Annotated in this window: 20 protein-coding genes and 2 riboswitches; of the genes, 16 read left to right on the forward strand and 4 right to left on the reverse strand. The window is 39.1% G+C overall.

The genetic code is table 11. The features are described from left to right. Nucleotides 1–167 precede the first annotated feature (167 nt). The 6 genes from V7137_RS13630 to V7137_RS13655 all read left to right on the forward strand — a co-directional run bounded on the left by V7137_RS13630 (nucleotide 168) and on the right by V7137_RS13655 (nucleotide 7,596). Nucleotides 168–884 (forward strand): (Fe-S)-binding protein, encoded by a 717-nt coding sequence (locus tag V7137_RS13630; protein WP_335698590.1) that lies wholly within the window; start codon nucleotides 168–170, stop codon nucleotides 882–884. A 229-nt stretch (nucleotides 885–1,113) separates the two neighbouring features. Then, nucleotides 1,114–2,538 carry a LutB/LldF family L-lactate oxidation iron-sulfur protein gene (locus V7137_RS13635; protein ID WP_335698591.1) on the forward strand — a complete coding sequence of 475 codons (1,425 nt, stop codon included), beginning with the start codon at nucleotides 1,114–1,116 and terminating at the stop codon, nucleotides 2,536–2,538. Nucleotides 2,539–2,540: 2 nt separating this feature from the next. After that, complete coding sequence (locus tag V7137_RS13640; RefSeq protein WP_335698592.1) at nucleotides 2,541–3,260, forward strand: LutC/YkgG family protein; 720 nt, start codon at nucleotides 2,541–2,543, stop codon at nucleotides 3,258–3,260. Nucleotides 3,261–3,577: 317 nt separating this feature from the next. Continuing rightward, nucleotides 3,578–4,591 carry a 2-oxoacid:acceptor oxidoreductase family protein gene (locus V7137_RS13645; protein WP_335698593.1) on the forward strand — a complete coding sequence of 338 codons (1,014 nt, stop codon included), beginning with the start codon at nucleotides 3,578–3,580 and terminating at the stop codon, nucleotides 4,589–4,591. After that, on the forward strand, nucleotides 4,591–6,885 hold the full coding sequence (locus tag V7137_RS13650) for a thiamine pyrophosphate-dependent enzyme (protein WP_335698594.1): 2,295 nt from the start codon (nucleotides 4,591–4,593) through the stop codon (nucleotides 6,883–6,885). Before V7137_RS13645 ends, V7137_RS13650 begins: the two co-directional genes overlap by 1 nt. A 126-nt stretch (nucleotides 6,886–7,011) precedes the next feature. Next, nucleotides 7,012–7,596 carry a metalloregulator ArsR/SmtB family transcription factor gene (locus tag V7137_RS13655; RefSeq protein ID WP_335698610.1) on the forward strand — a complete coding sequence of 195 codons (585 nt, stop codon included), beginning with the start codon at nucleotides 7,012–7,014 and terminating at the stop codon, nucleotides 7,594–7,596. 34 nt (nucleotides 7,597–7,630) lie between these two features. Here the strand turns inward: V7137_RS13655 and mtnK are convergent, their stop codons facing one another. Both mtnK and V7137_RS13665 read right to left on the reverse strand, forming a co-directional pair. Then, complete coding sequence (gene mtnK / locus V7137_RS13660) at nucleotides 7,631–8,815, reverse strand: S-methyl-5-thioribose kinase (RefSeq protein ID WP_335698595.1); 1,185 nt, start codon at nucleotides 8,813–8,815, stop codon at nucleotides 7,631–7,633. Nucleotides 8,816–8,918: 103 nt separating this feature from the next. Beyond that, a riboswitch (SAM riboswitch) is annotated at nucleotides 8,919–9,071 on the reverse strand. 80 nt (nucleotides 9,072–9,151) lie between these two features. Continuing rightward, entirely contained in the window at nucleotides 9,152–9,937 is a 786-nt protein-coding gene (locus V7137_RS13665) for a carbon-nitrogen family hydrolase (RefSeq protein ID WP_335698596.1), read from the reverse strand. A 125-nt stretch (nucleotides 9,938–10,062) separates the two neighbouring features. Between V7137_RS13665 and V7137_RS13670 the strand changes: the two genes are divergently transcribed. From V7137_RS13670 to V7137_RS13695, 6 genes are all read left to right on the forward strand, one after another. Next, on the forward strand, nucleotides 10,063–11,283 hold the full coding sequence (locus V7137_RS13670; RefSeq protein WP_335698597.1) for a pyridoxal phosphate-dependent aminotransferase: 1,221 nt from the start codon (nucleotides 10,063–10,065) through the stop codon (nucleotides 11,281–11,283). 133 nt (nucleotides 11,284–11,416) lie between these two features. After that, a riboswitch (SAM riboswitch) is annotated at nucleotides 11,417–11,527 on the forward strand. Between the two features lie 74 nt (nucleotides 11,528–11,601). Next, nucleotides 11,602–12,813 (forward strand): 2,3-diketo-5-methylthiopentyl-1-phosphate enolase, encoded by a 1,212-nt coding sequence (mtnW, locus tag V7137_RS13675; RefSeq protein WP_335698598.1) that lies wholly within the window; start codon nucleotides 11,602–11,604, stop codon nucleotides 12,811–12,813. Then, nucleotides 12,810–13,484: a 2-hydroxy-3-keto-5-methylthiopentenyl-1-phosphate phosphatase gene (locus tag V7137_RS13680; protein ID WP_335698599.1), complete on the forward strand. Its 675-nt coding sequence runs from the start codon at nucleotides 12,810–12,812 to the stop codon at nucleotides 13,482–13,484. The genes mtnW and V7137_RS13680 overlap by 4 nt, the downstream gene beginning before the upstream one ends. Beyond that, nucleotides 13,478–14,107: a methylthioribulose 1-phosphate dehydratase gene (locus V7137_RS13685; protein WP_335698600.1), complete on the forward strand. Its 630-nt coding sequence runs from the start codon at nucleotides 13,478–13,480 to the stop codon at nucleotides 14,105–14,107. Before V7137_RS13680 ends, V7137_RS13685 begins: the two co-directional genes overlap by 7 nt. A gap of 40 nt (nucleotides 14,108–14,147) precedes the next feature. Then, the gene (locus V7137_RS13690; RefSeq protein ID WP_335698601.1) at nucleotides 14,148–14,681 is read left to right on the forward strand and encodes a 1,2-dihydroxy-3-keto-5-methylthiopentene dioxygenase; all 534 of its coding nucleotides are present in this window, start codon (nucleotides 14,148–14,150) and stop codon (nucleotides 14,679–14,681) included. A gap of 273 nt (nucleotides 14,682–14,954) precedes the next feature. Beyond that, nucleotides 14,955–15,197: an aspartyl-phosphate phosphatase Spo0E family protein gene (locus tag V7137_RS13695; RefSeq protein WP_335698602.1), complete on the forward strand. Its 243-nt coding sequence runs from the start codon at nucleotides 14,955–14,957 to the stop codon at nucleotides 15,195–15,197. Nucleotides 15,198–15,249: 52 nt separating this feature from the next. Here the strand turns inward: V7137_RS13695 and V7137_RS13700 are convergent, their stop codons facing one another. Further along, on the reverse strand, nucleotides 15,250–15,984 hold the full coding sequence (locus tag V7137_RS13700; RefSeq protein ID WP_335698603.1) for a ZIP family metal transporter: 735 nt from the start codon (nucleotides 15,982–15,984) through the stop codon (nucleotides 15,250–15,252). A gap of 403 nt (nucleotides 15,985–16,387) precedes the next feature. On the opposite strand from V7137_RS13700, the gene V7137_RS13705 reads away from it, so the two are divergent. The 4 genes from V7137_RS13705 to V7137_RS13720 are packed head-to-tail and all read left to right on the forward strand — an operon-like array spanning nucleotide 16,388 to nucleotide 19,851. Further along, nucleotides 16,388–17,212, forward strand: coding sequence for an electron transfer flavoprotein subunit beta/FixA family protein (locus V7137_RS13705; RefSeq protein WP_335698604.1), 825 nt, complete (start codon nucleotides 16,388–16,390; stop codon nucleotides 17,210–17,212). Nucleotides 17,213–17,247: 35 nt separating this feature from the next. After that, nucleotides 17,248–18,279 (forward strand): electron transfer flavoprotein subunit alpha/FixB family protein, encoded by a 1,032-nt coding sequence (locus V7137_RS13710; protein ID WP_335698605.1) that lies wholly within the window; start codon nucleotides 17,248–17,250, stop codon nucleotides 18,277–18,279. Next, nucleotides 18,272–19,567, forward strand: coding sequence for an FAD-dependent oxidoreductase (locus V7137_RS13715; protein ID WP_218345808.1), 1,296 nt, complete (start codon nucleotides 18,272–18,274; stop codon nucleotides 19,565–19,567). The genes V7137_RS13710 and V7137_RS13715 overlap by 8 nt, the downstream gene beginning before the upstream one ends. After that, complete coding sequence (locus tag V7137_RS13720) at nucleotides 19,567–19,851, forward strand: ferredoxin family protein (protein WP_066252392.1); 285 nt, start codon at nucleotides 19,567–19,569, stop codon at nucleotides 19,849–19,851. Before V7137_RS13715 ends, V7137_RS13720 begins: the two co-directional genes overlap by 1 nt. A 307-nt stretch (nucleotides 19,852–20,158) precedes the next feature. Here V7137_RS13720 and V7137_RS13725 read toward each other — a convergent pair. Continuing rightward, the coding region (locus tag V7137_RS13725; protein ID WP_335698606.1) for a hypothetical protein at nucleotides 20,159–20,475 on the reverse strand (317 nt) is incomplete at its 5' end.

Below are 20,475 nucleotides of genomic sequence, written 5' to 3' on the forward strand. Positions count from 1 at the left end.
AGCTTTAACATAGCCTATTATTTAATATTTTTTTGTGGAAGCACTTTCATTGAGAACTACTTTTATTGTAGTATGATAGTTATAAAAAATATTTTTTCATTAAGTCATCTGATGACCTGTTCATCTGTCTGTTGGTGAAAATTTGATGTAGGAGAGGAAGTCCAGACATGAAGGTTACCCTTTTTGCAACTTGTATTGTAGATATGTTTCAAAGTAATGTGGGGAAAGCGACGGTCGAACTACTTGAAAGGCTTGGATGTGAAATTGACTTTCCTGAATCGCAAGTATGTTGTGGTCAACCGTCATATAATAGCGGGTATGTTAAAGAAACAAAAGAAGCTATGAAACGAATGATTGACACATTTCTAGATGCCGAGTATGTTGTTTCTCCTTCTGGCTCTTGCATAACGATGTTTCACGAATATCAGCACATATTTAAGGGAGATCCTGTTTGGGAACCAAAGGCAAAAAAATTGGCTGAAAAGTCATTTGAACTCACACAATTTATTGTTGACATCTTGAAAATGGAGGATGTTGGTGCTCGTTTTGAAGGTAGTGTAACGTACCATACCTCCTGTCACATGACAAGATTACTAGGTGTTAAGAAAGCTCCTATGATTCTATTAAGGAATGTTAAAGGTCTTACGTTCACCGAATTACCTGGGAAGGAACAATGCTGTGGTTTTGGGGGCACCTTTGCAGTTAAAATGGCCCAAATTTCAGAGCAAATGGTGGATGAAAAAGTCCGCCATGTGGAAGAAACTGGTGCTGAGTATCTTATTGGGGCCGATGCTGCATGCTTGATGAATATAGGAGGACGAATCAATAGAATTGGAAAGCCCATTAAGGTGATGCATATTGCAGAAGTACTAAACAGTCGGTGATTTTTGTATAAACAAGTTATTAATCTAATGCTGTGTTAAAGATCATTGTTGATTTTGTAACCAATATAATTGGAGTAGAAGGCGCGAGGCTCCTGCGGGAGTACGGGACAGGGGAGACCCCGCAGGAGCGCAACTCGCGGAGGCGGCTCCCCGAACGGCACGATCCTAGAGCGGAAATCAACAGGCAACTTTAACACAGACTAAACTAAAAGAGTGGAGGAAGGGTTGTATGGCGATGAAGATTAGCACGGATCAATTTAAAGAACGTGTTGATAAAGGGATACATAATGACTTCATGCGAGGTGCCGTTGCTGGAGCACAGGATGGAATGGGCATAAAAAGGCGAGTTGCCGCTGAGGAATTAGGAAATTGGGAAGAATGGCGCTCACATGGAGAAGAAATTCGTCAACATGTACTAGAAAACTTAGACTATTATTTAGAGCAATTAAGTGAGAATGTTGCCAAACGCGGCGGCCATGTATTCTTTGCACAAACAAAGGAAGAAGCAAATGAGTATATACAAGGAATTGTAAAAAAGAAGGAAGCCAAGAAAATTGTTAAATCTAAATCGATGGTTACGGAAGAAATCAGTTTAAATGCAATGTTGGAACAAGAAGGCTGTGAGGTGATTGAAACCGATCTTGGTGAATACATCCTTCAAATTGATGATCATGATCCGCCATCACATATAGTTGTACCGGCACTCCATAAAAACAAAGAGCAAATTCGAGACGTGTTTACGGAGAGGTTAGGTTACACCAAAACATCAAAACCAGAAGAATTAGCTTGGCATGCACGTGAAATGCTTCGCAAGGAATACTTATCAGCGGACATCGGAATTACTGGCTGTAATTTTGCAATAGCTGAGACAGGATCTTTTAGTCTCGTAACAAACGAAGGGAATGCTGATTTAGTCACAGCTTTACCTAAAACACAAATAACAGTTATGGGGATGGAGCGACTGGTCCCTACTTTTGAAGAGATGGAGGTCTTAGTTAGTTTACTAACTAGAAGTGCGGTAGGTCAGAAATTAACTAGCTATATTACTGTATTAACAGGTCCAAGAGAGGCATTAGACGTCGACGGTCCCGAGGAATTTCACCTTGTTATTGTTGATAATGGAAGATCTAAGATTCTGGGCGGAGAATTCCAATCTGTATTGCAGTGTATCCGTTGTGCTGCATGTATAAATGTATGTCCAGTTTATCGTCATGTAGGCGGACATTCATATGGCTCTATTTATTCTGGTCCAATCGGCGCAGTCCTGTCTCCATTATTAGGTGGATACGACGAATTTAAAGAACTGCCTTACGCTTCAACCCTATGTGGTGCTTGCACAGAAGTATGTCCTGTCAAAATACCGTTACATAACCTTCTTCACAAACACCGGGAAGTCATTGTCGAAAAAGAGGGAAAAGCACCAATATCCGAAAAACTATTAATGAAGGCGTTTGGATTAGGAGCGGCATCTCCAATCTTGTACAATATAGGCTCTAAGATGGCACCAGCTGCAATGAATCCTTTCACAGTTGGAGAGAAGATTTCAAAGGGACCAGGTCCGTTAAAGGCTTGGACAGATATCCGTGATTTTCCTGCACCAAATAAAGAGAGATTCAGAGATTGGTTTAAAAACCGTGAAAAAGGAGGCAAATAATCATGGTTGGGATGATTCACAATCGAGATAATTTTCTAAACCAAATTGCGAGCCGTCTGGGACGTCCGCGCATTTCCTCTCCGGTTGAAAGACCGACCTGGAGATTCCAGCCCCAATATGAGGTGTTGAAGGATGCTACACGAGACGATTTGTTAGAGGTATTAACAGAACAATGTAAGAAAATTCATACAAACCTCTACGTAACAAACAGTAAAGATTTATCATCGACGCTACATGAGGTAGTTACTGATTATGGCGGCGGTCCTATTGTAACATGGAAGGATGACCGATTTTCAGAGTGGGGGTTGGATACACTCTTTAAGAATGAATGGCCTGATCAGAAGATTGAGGTTCACGAATGGAATCACAGCAGCGGGGAACAAAACATCGCAAAAGCTGAAAAGGCAAATGTCGGGATAACCATTAGTGAAATAACACTTGCAGAATCCGGAACAGTTGTTTTGTTTAGCGATGAGAATAAAGGAAGAACAGTCAGCTTTTTACCTGCAACATATATTGCTCTTATTCCGAAAAGTACTTTAGTACCGCGTATTACTCAAGCTGCTCAAAAAATGCGGGAAATTCACAAGAAAACTGGTCATGTTGCATCATGCATCAACTTTATTACTGGGCCTAGTAACTCGGCAGATATTGAATTAAATCTTGTCGTTGGGGTTCACGGACCCGTAAAAGCTTCGTATATTGTCATTGATGATTTATAAATATTTTAAGAGGTCTGTACCATAAATAGGTGCAGACCTTTTTTATGGGATTCTGTTATATGACAATTTTGGTGCTGTTATATAATTACTAACCATCTGGAAAATCATATATAGTAGCATTTATTTATAATAAATTTTATGTGTTATAAAATTTTTTTTATTGTGTTTGACTTTTATCACAGATTAATAAAAATATTAGTCTTACAATAGTTGTGGGGAAGTTAAAATTATATGTCTATTTCGTATATTATTTTTACGAAATGTCTGGCTGCAGCGCCTAGGGGCGCTTCCGCTTTTCTAAATTGGGGAGGGGCATTATGTCTATTTTACCGAAAAAAAACGAACTGGGATTTTTTGAAATCCGTCTAGAGTCAATTGGAGGCCTCGGAGCTAACCTAGCTGGAAAAATGTTGGCGGAAGCTGGCGTTTTAAGTCTTGGCTTGAAAGGATCTAATTTTTCATCTTATGGTTCTGAAAAAAAGGGGTCTCCCGTAAAAAGCTTTATCCGTTTTTGTGAACCAGAAGTTGAAATTAGAGATCATAGTCCTATTGAACAACCACATATTGTTGGTGTTTTCCATGAAGCTTTATATAGGACTGTTAATGTTGTCAGCGGTTTGAATGCTGATGGGATTGTCCTGGTAAATACAGCCAGGGAATTTGATGAAGTTAAAACAGATTTGCAATTAGAATACGGTACACTTGCGATAATTGATGCCTTAACCATTGCTGTCGAGGAAAAAACCAAAGTAAATACTGCGATGCTTGGGGCGTTATATCGAATTTGTGATTTTTTAGATCCAGAATCAATGAGAGATGTAATAAGAAAAACGTTTACCAAAAAATACCCGCATCTTGTTGAGCCAAATATCCGTACCTTTGACCGTGGGTATAATGAGGTTCAATTTAAAACATATGAAGTACCAACAGGGGCTGAAGGGAAATCCTTCACACGCCCACAACCACAGCTTGGCTACATAACACAGGAAATCGGTGGAGTTATGGTTTCGCAAGCAAATAGTATTTTTAAAGATTTAAGCGGTTCACGTCAAGGATTCCTTCCGGAGTTCCAACAAGAAAAATGTATTCATTGTGCTGCTTGTGACAACGTTTGTCCAGACTTCTGCTTCGTTTGGGAAGAGGGAGAAGATAAGCGTGGCAGAAAGCAAATGTTCCTTCAAGGTATTGATTACCAATATTGTAAGGGCTGCCTAAAATGCGTGGAAGCATGTCCGACCGACGCGCTTGGTGATCTTCGCGAAATGCTTGGGTATGCAGATGACAACCGCGTAAAGCAAAACTTTCCTTATATTGCAGGAGGAATCCAATAATGGCTATATTAGAAGATAAATTAACAACTAAAGGTGTAGCAGAACAAATTTCTACGTTTGAATCAGGAAATGAAATGGCTGCAATGGCTGCAGCACAAATAAATTATCATATTATGGGATACTTCCCAATCACACCTTCAACTGAGGTTGCTCAGTTTTTAGATCAAATGAAAACACGTGGGGAACATGATATTAAGCTAATCCCTGCAGATGGAGAGCATGGTTCGGCAGGAATTTGCTATGGTGCCGCTGCTACAGGAGCACGTGTTATCAATGCAACGAGTGCAAATGGATTCTTGTATATGCTTGAACAAATGCCTGTACAATCAGGAACTCGTTTTCCTATGGTTATGAATCTTGTAACTCGTGCTGTCAGTGGTCCACTTGATATTCGCGGAGATCACTCTGATCTTTATTATGCGTTAAATACAGGTTGGGTAATATTAACAGCAAAGACACCACAGGCTGTTTATGACATGAATATTATGGCGTTAAAAATTGCAGAACATTCTAAGGTTCGTTTACCAGTAATTGTTGCCTATGATGGATTCTTTACATCTCATCAAAAGCGTCGCGTTGAATTTTTCAAAGATCGCAGAGTTGTCCAGCAATTTGTTGGTGAATGTCCAACAGATTACAACTTTGTTAGGGATTTGAGGAAACCAGTTACGATTGGCGCACATATGAGCGGGGATGATTTCCTCAACAATCACTTCCAGCAGTCAGAGGCAATGTACAATGCTGGTGAGGTATATAAAGAGGTAGCGGAAGAATATGCGAAGCTTTCTGGAAGAGAATATCCTGTCCTAGATTTATATAAAATGGAAGATGCAGAAGTTGCATTATTCCTATTAAACTCTGCTGCAGAATCTGCTAAAGATGTTGTCGATCAACTTCGTGCGAAAGGTATCAAGGCTGGGATTATCAGCCCGAATATTATTCGGCCATTCCCTGCAAAGGAAATTCGCAAAGCCCTTAAGAATGTGAAATCACTATTAGTTGGGGAACGTGCGGATTCCTATGGAGCCAATGGACCTAACCTCACTCATGAGGTTAAATCTGCACTACAAGACGACAAAGACAACAAGACAATCGTCATGAGCCGCGTATTTGGTTTAGGCGGTAAGGATTTCTATGCAAGTGATGCACAGGCTTTCTTTGATATGGCACTAGATACAATGGAAAAAGGCTTCGCTGAAAAGCCATTTGATTACTATGGTCACATCCCAGGAAATCCTGAGAAAATTCTTAAACCTGTCATTTTGCCACAGCATGGTGATGACTATAAAAGCGGACTAATTGATGTGAAAATGGATGAAGAAACCAATAAATTAAAGGTAAAAATCCCACCGCTGCGGGCATTAACTGGTAAACCAAAGCGAATTGCATCAGGTCACGGGGCTTGTCCTGGCTGCGGAATTTTTGCTGGGCTTGAGTTGTTCTTTAAAGGAATTGAGGGAGACATTGTTACTCTATTCCAAACAGGCTGTGCGTATGTAACGACAACATCCTATCCAAGCACATCCCATAAGCAAACGATGATGCACAATTTATTCCAAAACGGTGCCGCGACACTTTCTGGAACTGTTGAAGCATTCATGGAATTAAAACGCCGTGGCGAAATTCAGGTATCAGATGATGCTACATTTGTAATGATTACGGGTGATGGCGGAATGGACATTGGAATGGGATCAGCTATCGGAACAGCGCTTCGTGGTCATAAGTTAATTATGCTTGAATACGATAATGAAGGTTACATGAATACTGGTTCACAAATGTCTTATTCCACTCCAATTGGTCACATGACAAGTACTTCCGGTGTGGGAAAAACACAGCGCGGTAAGGCTTTCCATCATAAAGATACAGCACAAATTATGGCATCAACTAATATTCCATATGTGTTTACAGGGTCTGAAGCCTTCCCGCAGGACTTAGTTAAAAAGGGTGCTAAGGCACAGTGGTATGCACAAAATGTCGGAACAGTATATGGGAAACTTCTCATTACATGTCCGCTTAACTGGAAATCAGATGACCGTTTCGGCACCACCATTATTGAAGCTGCAGTTAATTCTTGCTTCTTCCCGCTTTATGAAGTGGAGCAGGGTGTTACTACCATAACATACAATCCAGAGGAGAAGAACAAACGCATTCCGCTTTCGGATTGGTTAAAATACATGGGTAAAACAAAACACCTTCTAAAAGAAGAGAATAAGCCGATGTTAGACGAGTTTGAAGCTGAAGTGGAGAAAAGATGGCAGCGTCTTAAAGCAAAAGATGAAAATCCATTGTTGTAAATAAAAAAAGTAAAACACTTCCTTTTGGGGAAGTGTTTTTTTGCTAGTTATTGACATAGTTTGACTAATTTGATATATATCTAATTAGATGAATATCGAATAATGTGAGGGAGAGGTTGTACATTGATCCAGTTAGATAAAGTGGTTGCTTTTTATAAAACAATGGGGGACCCAACAAGAATTAGGATTGTCGCTATATTGGCAAAAGGTCCACTCCATGGACAGGCGATTGCTGGGAAGCTCGGCTTGTCTGCCCCAACCATCACTCATCATTTAAAAAAATTACGGGAAATCCATGTAGTGTATGACAGAAGAGTCAAGAACACCATCTACTTTTACCTAAATGAATCGCTGATCAACCAGCAGGCAAAGGTGTTTACAGAGTTGTTAGAAAAAAAGAGTGAGGAGTTGGATGAAATGGTCGAGTCCAGTCTCGAGAGACAAAAAATAATCGAAAATTTCTTTACGAAAAATGGGAAACTAAAAAATATTCCAGCACAACGGAAGAAGAAATTAATTGTATTCGAACACATGTTACGCGGCTTAAAAATTGGTGAAAAGTACGAAGAAAAACAGATTAATGAGTTTATCAAACAATACCATGACGATTATGCAACCATTCGCAGAGAATTTATCATTAATCACTACATGTTTCGCGAAAATGGTATTTATGAACTAAATCCAGAAGAAATGTGGGCAAAAATTGACTAGAAAAGCAATCCAAAAGTGGATTGCTTTTCTCTTATCAATGTAATTCTTTTATTGTTTCAATAAAGGCTGTAAGGTTATTGATTTCTTTTCGTTGTTTAATTAGGATTTTTCCAAGTTCAATCGTTTTCTGTTTTGCTGCTATTCTGGATTGCTCATCCTCAATCCCATCTAAATCAGTAACATGTGCCAGTCCAATGGTTCTTCTGATTAATTCACATCCAGCAAAGCCAAGGGAGTCTTCAAATAGTTTTCTTAAATGATAATTTAAAAATGTAGAAGTTATGGAAGCTGCCTCTTTATTTTCTGTTTTCCAGAGGAGTGTATATTGCTCTTCAAATCCGTTCCAAACCGTTTCAATATGATTGATAAAAAGATTGCGCTTTTCATTGTTCACAATGACTTGGAAGAGAAGATTCCCAAATACTTGACCAATATCGAAGCCTGCAGGCCCGTAGAAAGCAAATTCAGGGTCGATTACTTTAGTTTCGGAAAGACCTGCAAACACACTTCCTGTATGGAGATCACCATGAAGGAGGGCTTCAGCCTCTGTTAAAAAGCTTTTCTTCAAAACATTGACATGAAATTTTAGTTCATTATCCTGCCAAAGCGCTTCGACTATAGGACGGAGACCATCTTCAAATTCATTTGTATCTGCATCATAAAAAGGATCGGTGAAGATTAAATCTTCCGTAATTTTGCAAAGCTCGGGATTGATAAACTGTTGGACATATTCTTTTTTTACACCTGGGGCTAATCCGTAATCTGAAGTGTAAAATAATGTCTTGGCAAGATATTCACCAAGATGCTTGGAAATCAATGGATAGGTTTCCCCGTTGTTAAATCCAGTCCTTGCGATTAAAAGATGGGAAAGGTCCTCCATCACCGTTACGGCAAGCACATCATCGGTGAAATAAACTTCAGGTACATAGTCTGGAGCAATTTGTCCGAATATTTTTAAGGCATCTGCTTCAATCTTTGCCCTTTTCAGTGTTAATGGCCAGCTTTCACCTACTACTTTTGCATAAGGGAGAGCTTGTTTGATAATAATACCTTTTCCTTCCCACTCATCCACAATATGAAAAACAAGATTGAGATTTCCGTCGCCAATTTCCTTGCAGGCTAGCTTAGCTTGCCCGGGAAAAATATTTAATTCAAGTGCAAGTTCAACAGCACTCTCGTTTGTTAAAGGCTGGTATGTTTTTTGTTTTAGTAGACTCATTATGGTTCCTCCTAGTTTTTTGGAGGCTTAATTGCGCGCGAATGCACTAAAAAAGCCTCTTTCTCATTTGAAAGAGGCTGAAAGACAATATTGTCTGTCGCACCTCTTATCTCTCAGAAAGATAATCCTTCTGTTGGAATTAGCACCGTGCCTTTAAAGGGGGATCCCCTGCGCAAAAAAGCGCCCCATTCAATGGGTTTCTGGTCGGTTGCTGGGCTTCAAAGGGCCAAATCCCTCAGCCAGCTCGTGATAAGAGAAAATCTATTTAACTGGTAAAAATCATATCAGTAACAAAATAATAATGTCAATATTTTTTGAAAATTAATTTTTTTAAAATTACTTATAGTATTCTGGTTTTCGATCTGTAAAAATAGGAATCTGGCTGCGAATCTCCTTGACTAAATCCATCTCAATTTCTGCTGTCAAGATTTCTTGGTTATTACCCGCTTCTGCTATAACCTCTCCCCAAGGATCAATAATCATCGAGTGCCCAGCGAAATGATTATTTGGGTCTTGACCAGAACGATTACAGGCGATTACGTAACATTGATTTTCAATTGCTCGTGCAATTAAAAGTGCTCTCCAATGCGACAATCGTGGAGCAGGCCACTCCGCTACCACAAACAATGCTTCAGCACCTTCAGCTGAATGTGCACGTATCCACTCAGGAAAACGGATGTCATAACAGATCGACCCGGCAAATTTATTATTTTCAATTTCAAAAAGTCCTTTTTGGGATCCTGCTTCTAAATAAAGATGCTCATCCATAAGCTTAAACAGGTGAAGCTTACTATACTTGTGGACGAGTTTTCCTTCCTTATTGATGATAAGCAGGGTGTTTTTTACACCGTTTTTTTCACGGTTAGCTACCGATCCACCGACGAAATGTACTTGGTATTTTTTGGCCGCTTTTTGTAGAAATTCAATGGTTTGAAGGGCATAATCGTCTGCAATTTCATTAAGTCGGGTTAAGTCATACCCCGTCGTCCACAGCTCTGGAAGTACAATAACATTTGGTCGATTATCTAGGGATTTTTCAATGAGTCTTTCGGCTAATTGATAGTTTTTATTTGGATCACCAAAGGCGATATCCATTTGTAAACATGATATTTTCAATTTCACAAATTTTCACCTCATTTGAACTTTCGGAATTTTTTCTTTACAAGCTGTTATAAAAGTTATATCATTTGTGACTAGAATTTCACAATGAAAAAACATTATATAAATCATTAAAGCAGGTGAGAACCATGAAGCAATTTCCACCATCACAATTATTAAACAGTCTCCCGAAGCAGTTTTTTGCTTCCCTTGTTAAAAAAGTCGGGGAATATATTTCACAAGGTTATGATGTGATAAATTTAGGGCAGGGCAATCCAGATCAGCCAACGCCCGCTCATATCGTTGCCAAACTTCAGCAAGCAGCAGAAAATCCTATCAACCACAAATATTCTCCTTTTCAGGGGTACAGTTATTTAAAACAGGCTGTGGCAGATTTTTATTTAAGAGAATATGGAGTTACTATTGATCCAAATAAAGAAGTGGCTATTTTGTTTGGCGGGAAAGCAGGACTAGTTGAAATTCCACAGTGCTTATTAAATCCTGGAGATACCGTCCTTGTGCCCGATCCAGGCTATCCGGATTATTGGTCTGGAGTTGCACTTGCTAAAGCAGAAATGGTTACGATGCCGCTTAGAGAGCAGAAAAACTTTTTGCCTGATTATAACGAATTAGATGAGAATGTCTTAGCTAAAGCAAAGCTAATGTTTCTTAATTATCCTAATAATCCAACTGGCGCTGTAGCGACAAGTGAATTTTTTGAAGAAACTGTAAAACTTGCGAATGATAATGACATTTGTATTGTCCACGATTTTGCCTATGGGGCCGTTGGTTTTGACGAAGAAAAACCATTGAGCTTTTTACAAGTTCCAGGGGCAAAGGACGTTGGAATTGAAATTTATACCTTGTCTAAAACCTATAACATGGCAGGCTGGCGTGTGGGTTTTGCGATTGGGAATGAGAGCGTCATTTCCGCTATTGAACTTTTACAGGACCATTTGTATGTTAGTTTATTTGGGGCCGTTCAAGAAGCAGCTAGAGAGGCCTTAACAGGCCCTCAGGATTGTGTAAAAGAACTAAACATACTTTATGAACGAAGAAGGAATATTCTGATTGATGGGCTTCGATCTTTAGGCTGGAATGTCAGCGCACCAAAGGGATCTTTTTTCGCGTGGCTAAAGGTTCCTGAAGGGTTTTCCTCTGCGGAATTTGCTAATATTCTCCTTGAACAGGCCCATATAATGGTTGCCCCTGGAATTGGATTTGGTGAATTTGGTGAGGGGTATGTTCGGGTAGGGTTACTTTCATCAGAACAACGGTTAGCCGAAGCCGTAGAAAGAATTAGTCGTTTGGAAATATTTAAAGAAAACTCTCCGACTGGCGAGCCACTTAGGGAGAAGACAGAGGAGTAGTTGCACTTATGCGTTCAGAATTTTGTTAAAAATTCTGATTAGCCAGTTAAATGGATTGACATTTTATTTATTTCTTGCGATAATGCAAATTAAAGTTGAACAGGATTATGAATTTAATAAAATACGAATCGTTTTCTTATCAAGAGCAGGCGGAGGGAAAAGCCCAATGAAGCCCGGCAACCGACTTAAACCCAATTTTAAGCACGGTGCTAATTCTTGCAGCAACTAGGCTGAAAGATGAGAAGATGTTAGTTTGCAGCTAACCTCTTCTTTGGTGAAGAGGTTTTTTATGTTTGATTAAAAGGACGTGTATCTAAAATGACTGAAATTGTCGCTACCTATCTACTTCATAATGAAAAGAGCCCAACCAAGAAGGCTGAAGAAATTGCTCTTGGATTAACGGTCGGTTCATGGACAAATTTGCCTGAATTAGAGCAAAGCCAATTACGTAAGCATAAGGGAAGAGTCGTTTCGGTCGCAGCGATTCCTTCAGAAAAAGAGGACCTTTCACGAATCCAAATCGCCTATCCTACGATTAATTTCTCTAATGACCTTCCTGCCATCTTGACCACCGTTTTCGGAAAGCTTTCTTTGGATGGAAAAATTAAATTACTCGATTTGCAATTTGATGAGGGATTAAAGAGTCAGTTCCCAGGCCCAAGATTCGGGATTCAGGGTATTCGAGAGAAATTAAATGTCTATAATCGACCACTATTAATGAGTATCTTTAAAGGTGTGCTTGGAAAGGACCTTACGTTTTTAGTCAAGCAGTTAAAACATCAAGCACTCGGTAGTGTTGATTTGGTGAAGGATGATGAAATCCTATTTGAAAATGAATTAACACCATTTGAAAAAAGAATTGTTGAAGGAAAAAAAGGATTGCAAGAAGTCTATGAGGAAACAGGACATCGCACTTTATATGCAGTTAACCTAACAGGGAGAACATCACAGTTGAAGGAAAAAGCAAGAAAGGCTGCTGAACTAGGTGCAGACCTCCTATTATTTAATGTTTTTTCTTATGGGTTAGATGTATTGCAGGAATTAAGAGAGGATAAGGAGATTGCTTTGCCTCTTATGGCTCATCCAGCAGTTAGTGGTGCATTTACTTCTTCTCCTGTGTATGGTTTTTCCCATTCATTATTGCTTGGAAAACTTCTCCGTTATGCGGGTGCAGATTTATCATTATTCCCATCCCCATATGGGACCGTGGCATTGGAAAAAACAACAGCACTCTCCATTGCCAATGAATTAACAGTTGCTGATAGCTTTAAAAGATCTTTCCCAGTTCCATCAGCAGGAATTCATCCTGGCTTAGTTCCTTTATTAATACGTGATTTTGGTATCGATTCTGTTATTAATGCAGGCGGTGGAGTACATGGTCATCCAGATGGTGCCCGTGGCGGTGGACTTGCATTCCGACAAGCAATAGAAACCAATCTTCAAGGCAAGTTATTGGCAGAAGGTGCAAAAAACAATCCTGAGCTTAAAGTTGCTTTACAGCTATGGGGGAATGCCGAGGTTACAGCATGACAAAACCTGTAATTTTTTGTGATTTTGATGGAACGGTAACGGAAAGTGATAATATCATTAAAATGATGAAGGAATTTGCTCCTCACGGATGGGAACTCATTAAAGATCAAATTTTAGCCCGCCAGATTTCGATTAATGAGGGAGTAGGAAAGTTATTCTCCTTATTACCTAGTAATAGGAAGGAAGAATTAACTGCATTTGCGATTGAACATGCAAAAATTCGTCCGGGATTTCAAGAATTTGTAGAATTTACGCGAACTGAAGGTATACCAATCTATATTGTTAGCGGTGGAATTGACTTTTTTGTTTATCCAATATTAGAGAAATTTGGGCCATTTGATGGTATTTATTGCAACGAATCAGACTTTTCAAGCGAGCGCATAAAAATTCTCTGGCCGAACCGATGTGATTCATTATGTGACAATGATTGTGGCTGCTGTAAGCCTAGCATTATTCGGAAATTAACTCAGGGTTCCGACAACTTCAAAATTGTCATTGGAGACTCAGTTACTGATCTTGAGGCAGCGAAACATGCTGACTTGGTGTTAGCAAGAGATTTGCTTCTAGAAAAATGCTTGGAATGGGGAATTAATCACCGAGGGTTTAGTTCGTTCTTCGAATGTATCGAAGAAATTAAAAATAGAATTGAGGTGGGAGGACTAAAATGCTAAAGGACAGATGGAAAGAATTAGCAGATGTAAAGGATGAACTTGCTGACCGAGACTGGTTTATGGGCACGAGCGGGAATCTGGCGATTAAAGTAAGTGATCATCCCCTTCAATTCTTGGTAACTGCTAGTGGAAAGGATAAGCGTAAACGTACAGATGAAGATTTTTTACTTGTTGATGAATTTGGTCACCCGGTTGAAGAAACACATTTAATACCTTCAGCAGAGACACTTCTCCATGTTGAAATTTATCGAAAAACACAGGCTGGCTGCAGTCTCCATGTACATACCATTGATAATAATGTGATTTCAGAAGTTTATGGTGATCATGGTGAGGTGACATTCAAGGGACAAGAACTAATCAAGGCATTTGATATGTGGGAAGAGGACGCTGTCTTAAAAATACCGATTATTCGAAATTATGCGCATATTCCAACTCTTGCAACTGAATTTTCTGAACATATTTCAGGAGATACTGGTGCTGTCTTAATTCGTAACCACGGAATCACGGTGTGGGGTAGAACAGCCTTTGAAGCTAAAAAAATCCTCGAAGCATCAGAATTTTTATTTCGTTATCAATTAAGGTTATTAGAACACAAGCCATATCAATTATTTAAAGTAGTTTAACAGAGCCATTTAATTAAAAATATAGAAAGGACGATTCGTAATGGCATATATTACATTTCAAAATAAAGAAGAGCAAATTCATGTACAAGAAGAGGTAGCAAGTTTCCTGGAATCACAGGAAGTGATTTATGAAAATTGGGATATTAGCAAACTCCCTAGTGATCTTGTAGAAAAGTATCTTTTAAGCGAAGAAGAAAAAGAGCAAATTCTAGGTACGTTTGCTGAAGAAATTGCTGACATCTCTGCTAGACGGGGTTACAAAGCACAGGATGTCATTTCCTTGTCAGAACATACTCCGAATTTGGATGTCTTACTAACAAACTTTAAAAATGAACATCATCATACAGATGATGAAGTTCGTTTTATTGTCAGTGGTCATGGTGTATTTGTGATCCAAGACAATGATGGTGAGTTTTTTGAAGTACATCTAAATCCTGGAGACTTAATCTCTGTACCTGAGAATACACGGCACTATTTTACATTGGAAGAAGATCGAAAAGTGGTCGCCGTTAGGATTTTTGTTACAACCGAAGGATGGGTACCGATTTATGAAAAATTAGAGATTCATCAATAATAGAGGAAAAACTGGCTGTAGTTATCTGCATGCCAGTTTTTTTATTACCTATTTAATTAATTTATGAAANNTAGAAAGTAGGATTTGGAAGAAGGGGTATTTTGTCGCAAAAACCAGAAATAAATTGAAAAATTTGTCGAAAAACGAAAGAATTAGGATGTTTTGTCTACTTTTGCGAATCTGTTTACTTTTACCAAAATTCTTGTCATAATTCATCAAGTAGTCAAATTTTTAATGGTTTACTGTAATAGAGTAATAGGTAGGGGGATAACAGTGTCCGAGCATCAGATTGACCATATTGAAATGATTGAAGAGATTAAGGTTAAACGGGAACGAATGATAAATAGTGCATATTCACTTGGATTTACAAGTGAAGTTACGATAAAGTATAGCCAAGAGCTGGATGAATTAATAAATGAATATCAAAAGGCCATGGAAGCATCCTCTAGGCCAACTGATGAAATCAAATTTGCATTTAAACAAATGACTATGATATGGCCAAAGGTATTGGTTTAACCAATAGCCAATCGAAAAGATTGTTGTGCAATATACTCCGTTAAATGTCATATTATGAAAAAACATCAATTATGTATACCATTACCAGCAACCCCAAGATAAAGGCATAGGTGGAAACCCGCTCATTTCCGTCACCGTGGCTTTCAGGTATTAATTCCTTATAAATGATAAATAACATCGCGCCGGCTGCAAAGGATAGCCCATATGGTACAAGACCTTGAACAAACGAGGTCAAAAAATACCCTAATAATGAAGTTACGATTTCAATCGCCCCTGTTAAGGTCGCGATAATGAAGGCCTTCAACTTACTGATCCGTTGATTAATTAAGAATAATGCGACAAGGAGGCCTTCCGGTGCATTTTGAAATCCAATTGCTAAGGCGATTAAATTTCCAGTATCCCCTTGTTGCGATGCGTAGCTAACGCCAACGGACAATCCCTCAGGGATATTATGAAGGGTAATTGCAGAAATAATTAACAATGCCTTTTCATCAAATTGAATTCCCTTTTTATGATGTTCTAGGTCAATATGGGGAATGTTTTTTTCCAAAAGAGTTAGCGCTAAAACACCTAAACAGACTCCTATAAAAAGTGAACCAAAACCTCCTGTTTTTAAGGCCTCAGGAACCAAACCTATCGTAGAAGCAGCCATCATAATACCAGCACTTAAAGCTAATAAAACATCCTTCCAGCGATGTGTAATAGAATGATGAATAAATAGAATAATTAGTGCTCCTGCCCCTGTAGATAATGCTGAAAGTACACTGCCATAAATAACCTCAGTCATCACACATCTCCTACTTTATCAAAATAATCCAATCAAATATCAACAAAATTAGACATTAGCTGTGATTTTTATCATTGTTTATATCTAAATATTTCATATAGTTATATTAGTACTATTTATCAAATATTTACATCACGATTAACTTCATATCTTACTACAACTTGTTATAACTTCAAAAAATTTACTTTTATACCACCTCATAAGAAGCTGCATAAAGCTTTGTTTGAAATCTTTTAAACCATCGCTAGTTTAAGAAAAATCCAGTAAGAAAATTAGAAAACTATCATTGTTTGGTACTATGCTTCTGTTGCGATTCATATATCGTTAATAAAAGCATTTTTAAACCATAAGAGAGCGAACGCTTTCAATAATCTTAGATCATATGGAGGAGGGAAAGTCCTACATGCATATTGTCGTATGTGTCAAACAAGTACCCGATACAAAAATTATTAAAATTAATCCTAAAACAAACACACTCGACCGACGAAGTGCACCTGCCATCTTGAACCCTTACGATGCACATGCAGTTCAGGAGGCGGTGAAAATCAAGGGAAATACTGGAGGTACCATTTCAGTTTTATCAATGGGACCGCCGCAAGCGACTGCTGTTATTAAGAAGTGCGTAGAAATAGGTGCAGATAAAGGTTATTTAATTTCTGACCGTGCCTTTGCAGGAGCGGATACATTAGCAACTAGTTATGCCCTTTCAAAAGCATTAGAAAAAATTAATAAAGAACACCCAGTAGATATGATTATTTGTGGGAAGCACGCAATAGATGGTGATACAGGACAAGTTGGACCTGGAATTGCACGAAGAATGGATATTCCGCCAATAACAAATGTGATTGAAGTTTTGGAAATTAATCAGAAAGAAAAGACCGTTCTAATTAAACGAAAATTATCCAACGGCTATGAATTAATTCAATCCGAACTTCCTTGCTTATTAACAGTTGAAAAAGAAATTAATGAGATAGATTATTCACCAATGCCAAACATGATTAAAGCTGCAAAATACGAACCTATTATCTGGGCAGTAAGTGACTTTGAAAATGTAGAACGGTCGCAGCTCGGATTAAAAGGCTCACCAACAATTGTTGGGAAAATGTTTACACCACCACGCCCAGAAGGTGGTAAAAGACTAGAAGGTACTACTGATGAACAGGTTAAGCAGCTTATGGAACTATTGATGGAGAAGAAGGACTTATTAACATTCCAGTCATCTAAATAATAATGATCAATCTTTTGTCACGGGGGGAATTTAATATGAATCTAGACGATTATCGGGGAGTCTGGGTATTCATCGAACAAAACGATGGTAAGATTGAAGGCGTTTCTCTAGAATTACTTGGGGCCGGAAGGAAGTTAGCGGATAAATTACAAGTTCCGTTAGCTGGATTTTTACAGGGGCATGAAATAAAACCACTAGCGAATAAAGTCATTTCGTATGGTGCGGATATCGTCTATATGGTCAATCATCCTGTCTTAAAGAATTATCGAACAGAATCATATATGAAGGGCGTTATGCTCCTCGCTGAAAAATATAAACCAGAAATTATCCTATATGGAGCAACACCAAATGGTAAGGACTTAGCCAGTGCAGTAGCAACCGATTTAAATACTGGTTTAACGGCAGATACAACCATGCTAGACGTGGATATTAATAATAGATTGCTAGAAGCAAGCAGACCTGCCTTTGGCGGAAATATTATGGCAACCATCCTTTGTAAAAAACATCGTCCTCAAATGGCAACTGTAAGACCGAAGGTAATGAAGGCACTTGAACCAGTGTTGGGTAGAACAGGAAAGATTATTGAAGAAAAAATAGTACTTCAAGAAGAAGATATGCGTACCAAAGTACTACAAATTGTGAATGACGTAACAAAAAAAGCCAATTTAGCTGATGCACATGTCATCGTCTGTGGTGGAAAAGGCATGGGGGATGTGCAAAACTTCCAGATCCTTTATGAATTTGCAGATACAATCGGAGCGACAGTTGGTGGTACCCGTGATGTGGTTGAGGCTGGCTGGCTGCCACACCATCTTCAAATTGGTCAAACAGGTGAAACCGTTACTCCAAAAATTTATTTTGCAGTAGCCTTATCCGGAGCTATTCAGCATGTTGTTGGAATGAAAAATTCTGATTTAATTATCGCTGTTAACAAAGACCCAAATGCACCCATTTTTGATGTAGCCACATATGGAATCGTTGGAGATGCACTCGAAATCATCCCAAAATTAATCGAACAGTTTAAAAAGCTGAGATCAGAAAAAGGCGGTGAATTAAGCTATGTCTGAAAAATTTGATGTGATTGTTGTAGGCGCAGGCCCTGCTGGTACTTCATGTGCCCTTACATGTGCAAGGAATGGACTAAATGTTCTGCTTCTTGAAAGAGGAGAATACCCGGGCGCCAAAAACGTAATGGGCGGGGTATTGTACCGTAAGCAAATGGAAGAATTAGTTCCTGAATTTTGGAAGGAAGCACCTCTTGAGCGTCCGGTTATTGAACAGCGTTTTTGGATGATGGATAAAGAATCCGTAATTCAATTTGGTTATAAAGGTCTTGAATGGGGGGTAGAGCCATATAATAATTTTACAGTCTTACGCGCCCAGTTTGACCAATGGTTTGCTAAAAAGGCAGTGGACGCTGGTGCTCTCCTTATCAATGAAACGGTTGTTACGGAATGCATTGTTGAAAACGGCAAGGTCGTTGGAGTGCGGACAGATCGTCCAAATGGCGAGGTATATGCAGATGTGGTAGTACTGGCCGACGGGGTAAACTCTCTCCTTTCAAAACAATTGGGCTTCCATAAAGAATTTCGTCCTGATGAAGTAGCCTTAACAGTGATGGAAGTTATTAATTTACCAAAGGAAAAAATAAATGATCGTTTTAATTTGGAAGATAATCAGGGATGTACGATTGAAATCTTTGGGGATTCAACAAAAGGGAACCTCGGAACGGCTTTTGTTTACACAAATAAAGAAAGCTTAAATATTGGGGTTGGTACAACACTATCGAGCATGATTAAAGCGAAAATAAAGCCGTATGAGCTTCTAGACTACCTAAAAACACACCCAATGGTCAAGCCAATTGTTGCTGGGGGAGAATCCGCCGAATATCTAGCTCATCTCATTCCTGAAGGAGGCTACCGTTCTGTCCCGAAAGTGGCTGGTAATGGAGTAATTGTCGTCGGGGATGCAGCACAGCTAGTTAATGCGATTCATCGCGAAGGCTCGAACATGGCGATGTCATCAGGAAAGATGGCTGGCGAGGCCGTAGTTTTGGCCCATAGCCGTGGTGACTTCAGTGAATCAAGTCTAAATAGTTATCGTGATGCACTTAATAATAGTTTCATAATGAAAGATTTAGAAAAATATAAGGATGCTGCCCATACATTCGAGAAATATCCACAATACTTTAATGAATATGTTCCGATGATGAATAAGGCCATGAGCAAGTTCTTTACCGTTGACGGGACACCGAAACGGGAAAAACAAAAACAAATTATGAAGAGTGTGACCTCCGAACGTGGAACCATACGAGTGTTACAAGATATTTATCGAGCCTGGAAGGCGGTGAAATAATGTCAACGAAGAATATCGAGGAAAAACAATACCTGCTCCGTTTTAAATGTGATACAAAATCTCATTTAACTGTGTTGGATCATGACGTTTGCATGACAAAATGTCCCGATAAAATTTGTACAGTATTTTGCCCAGCAGAGGTTTATAAGTGGGAAGGAACCCGCATGCAGGTAGGCTATGAAGGATGCCATGAGTGCGGCAGCTGTCGGATTGGCTGTCCATACCAGAATATTAAGTGGGAATATCCAAAGGGCGGTCATGGAATCGTCTTCCGCTTAGCGTAAATTGAAAAGTGCAGTTTGCATTGCAAACTGCACTTTTATTATGCACTCTAAGGTAAAGCGCATTATTAAATTTTTTTCCATTATGTTGATTGTACGCGGATACAGCGAGACACCAGCGGGAAAAGTCGGGAGACTCCGCAGACGTGAAGCGCCGGAGGCTCCCGAACCGCCCGAAGAAAGCTAGCTTCTTTCGCTTCAATCAACAGGCTGTTTATATCATTATGTAAAATTTTCATTTTTACTATATGTGGGTTTTTTCACATATGAGGGTAAAAAGAAGGTAAAGCAGAAGGTAATATGTTAGGGGTTAGCTTATTTTCTCTAGAAGGGCTGCAGAGGAAAGGTTATCGTTTTTACTGGCCGTAACAAGCGAAGATGCAATTGCATTTGCTTGATCAATGAATTCCATATTCGGAGAACAATAATATGGCATTTTCCAATTGAAGTCGCCATCACAATCAGCAGGGTAGATACTTACTTTCCAATGATAATATATTTTTGTTTGTGGGAGTTGTACCCCTTCTACGGCAATCAGCCAGTGAGTCGCAGGTGAGTTCGGATAGGATGATTTGGATTCTTGAAAGGCCAGCAGGTCATTGACACCAATGGGGATTAGTGCCTTTT

It is taken from the genome of Neobacillus drentensis, assembly GCF_036962765.1.
GTDB lineage: Bacteria > Bacillota > Bacilli > Bacillales > Cytobacillaceae > Neobacillus > Neobacillus drentensis_C.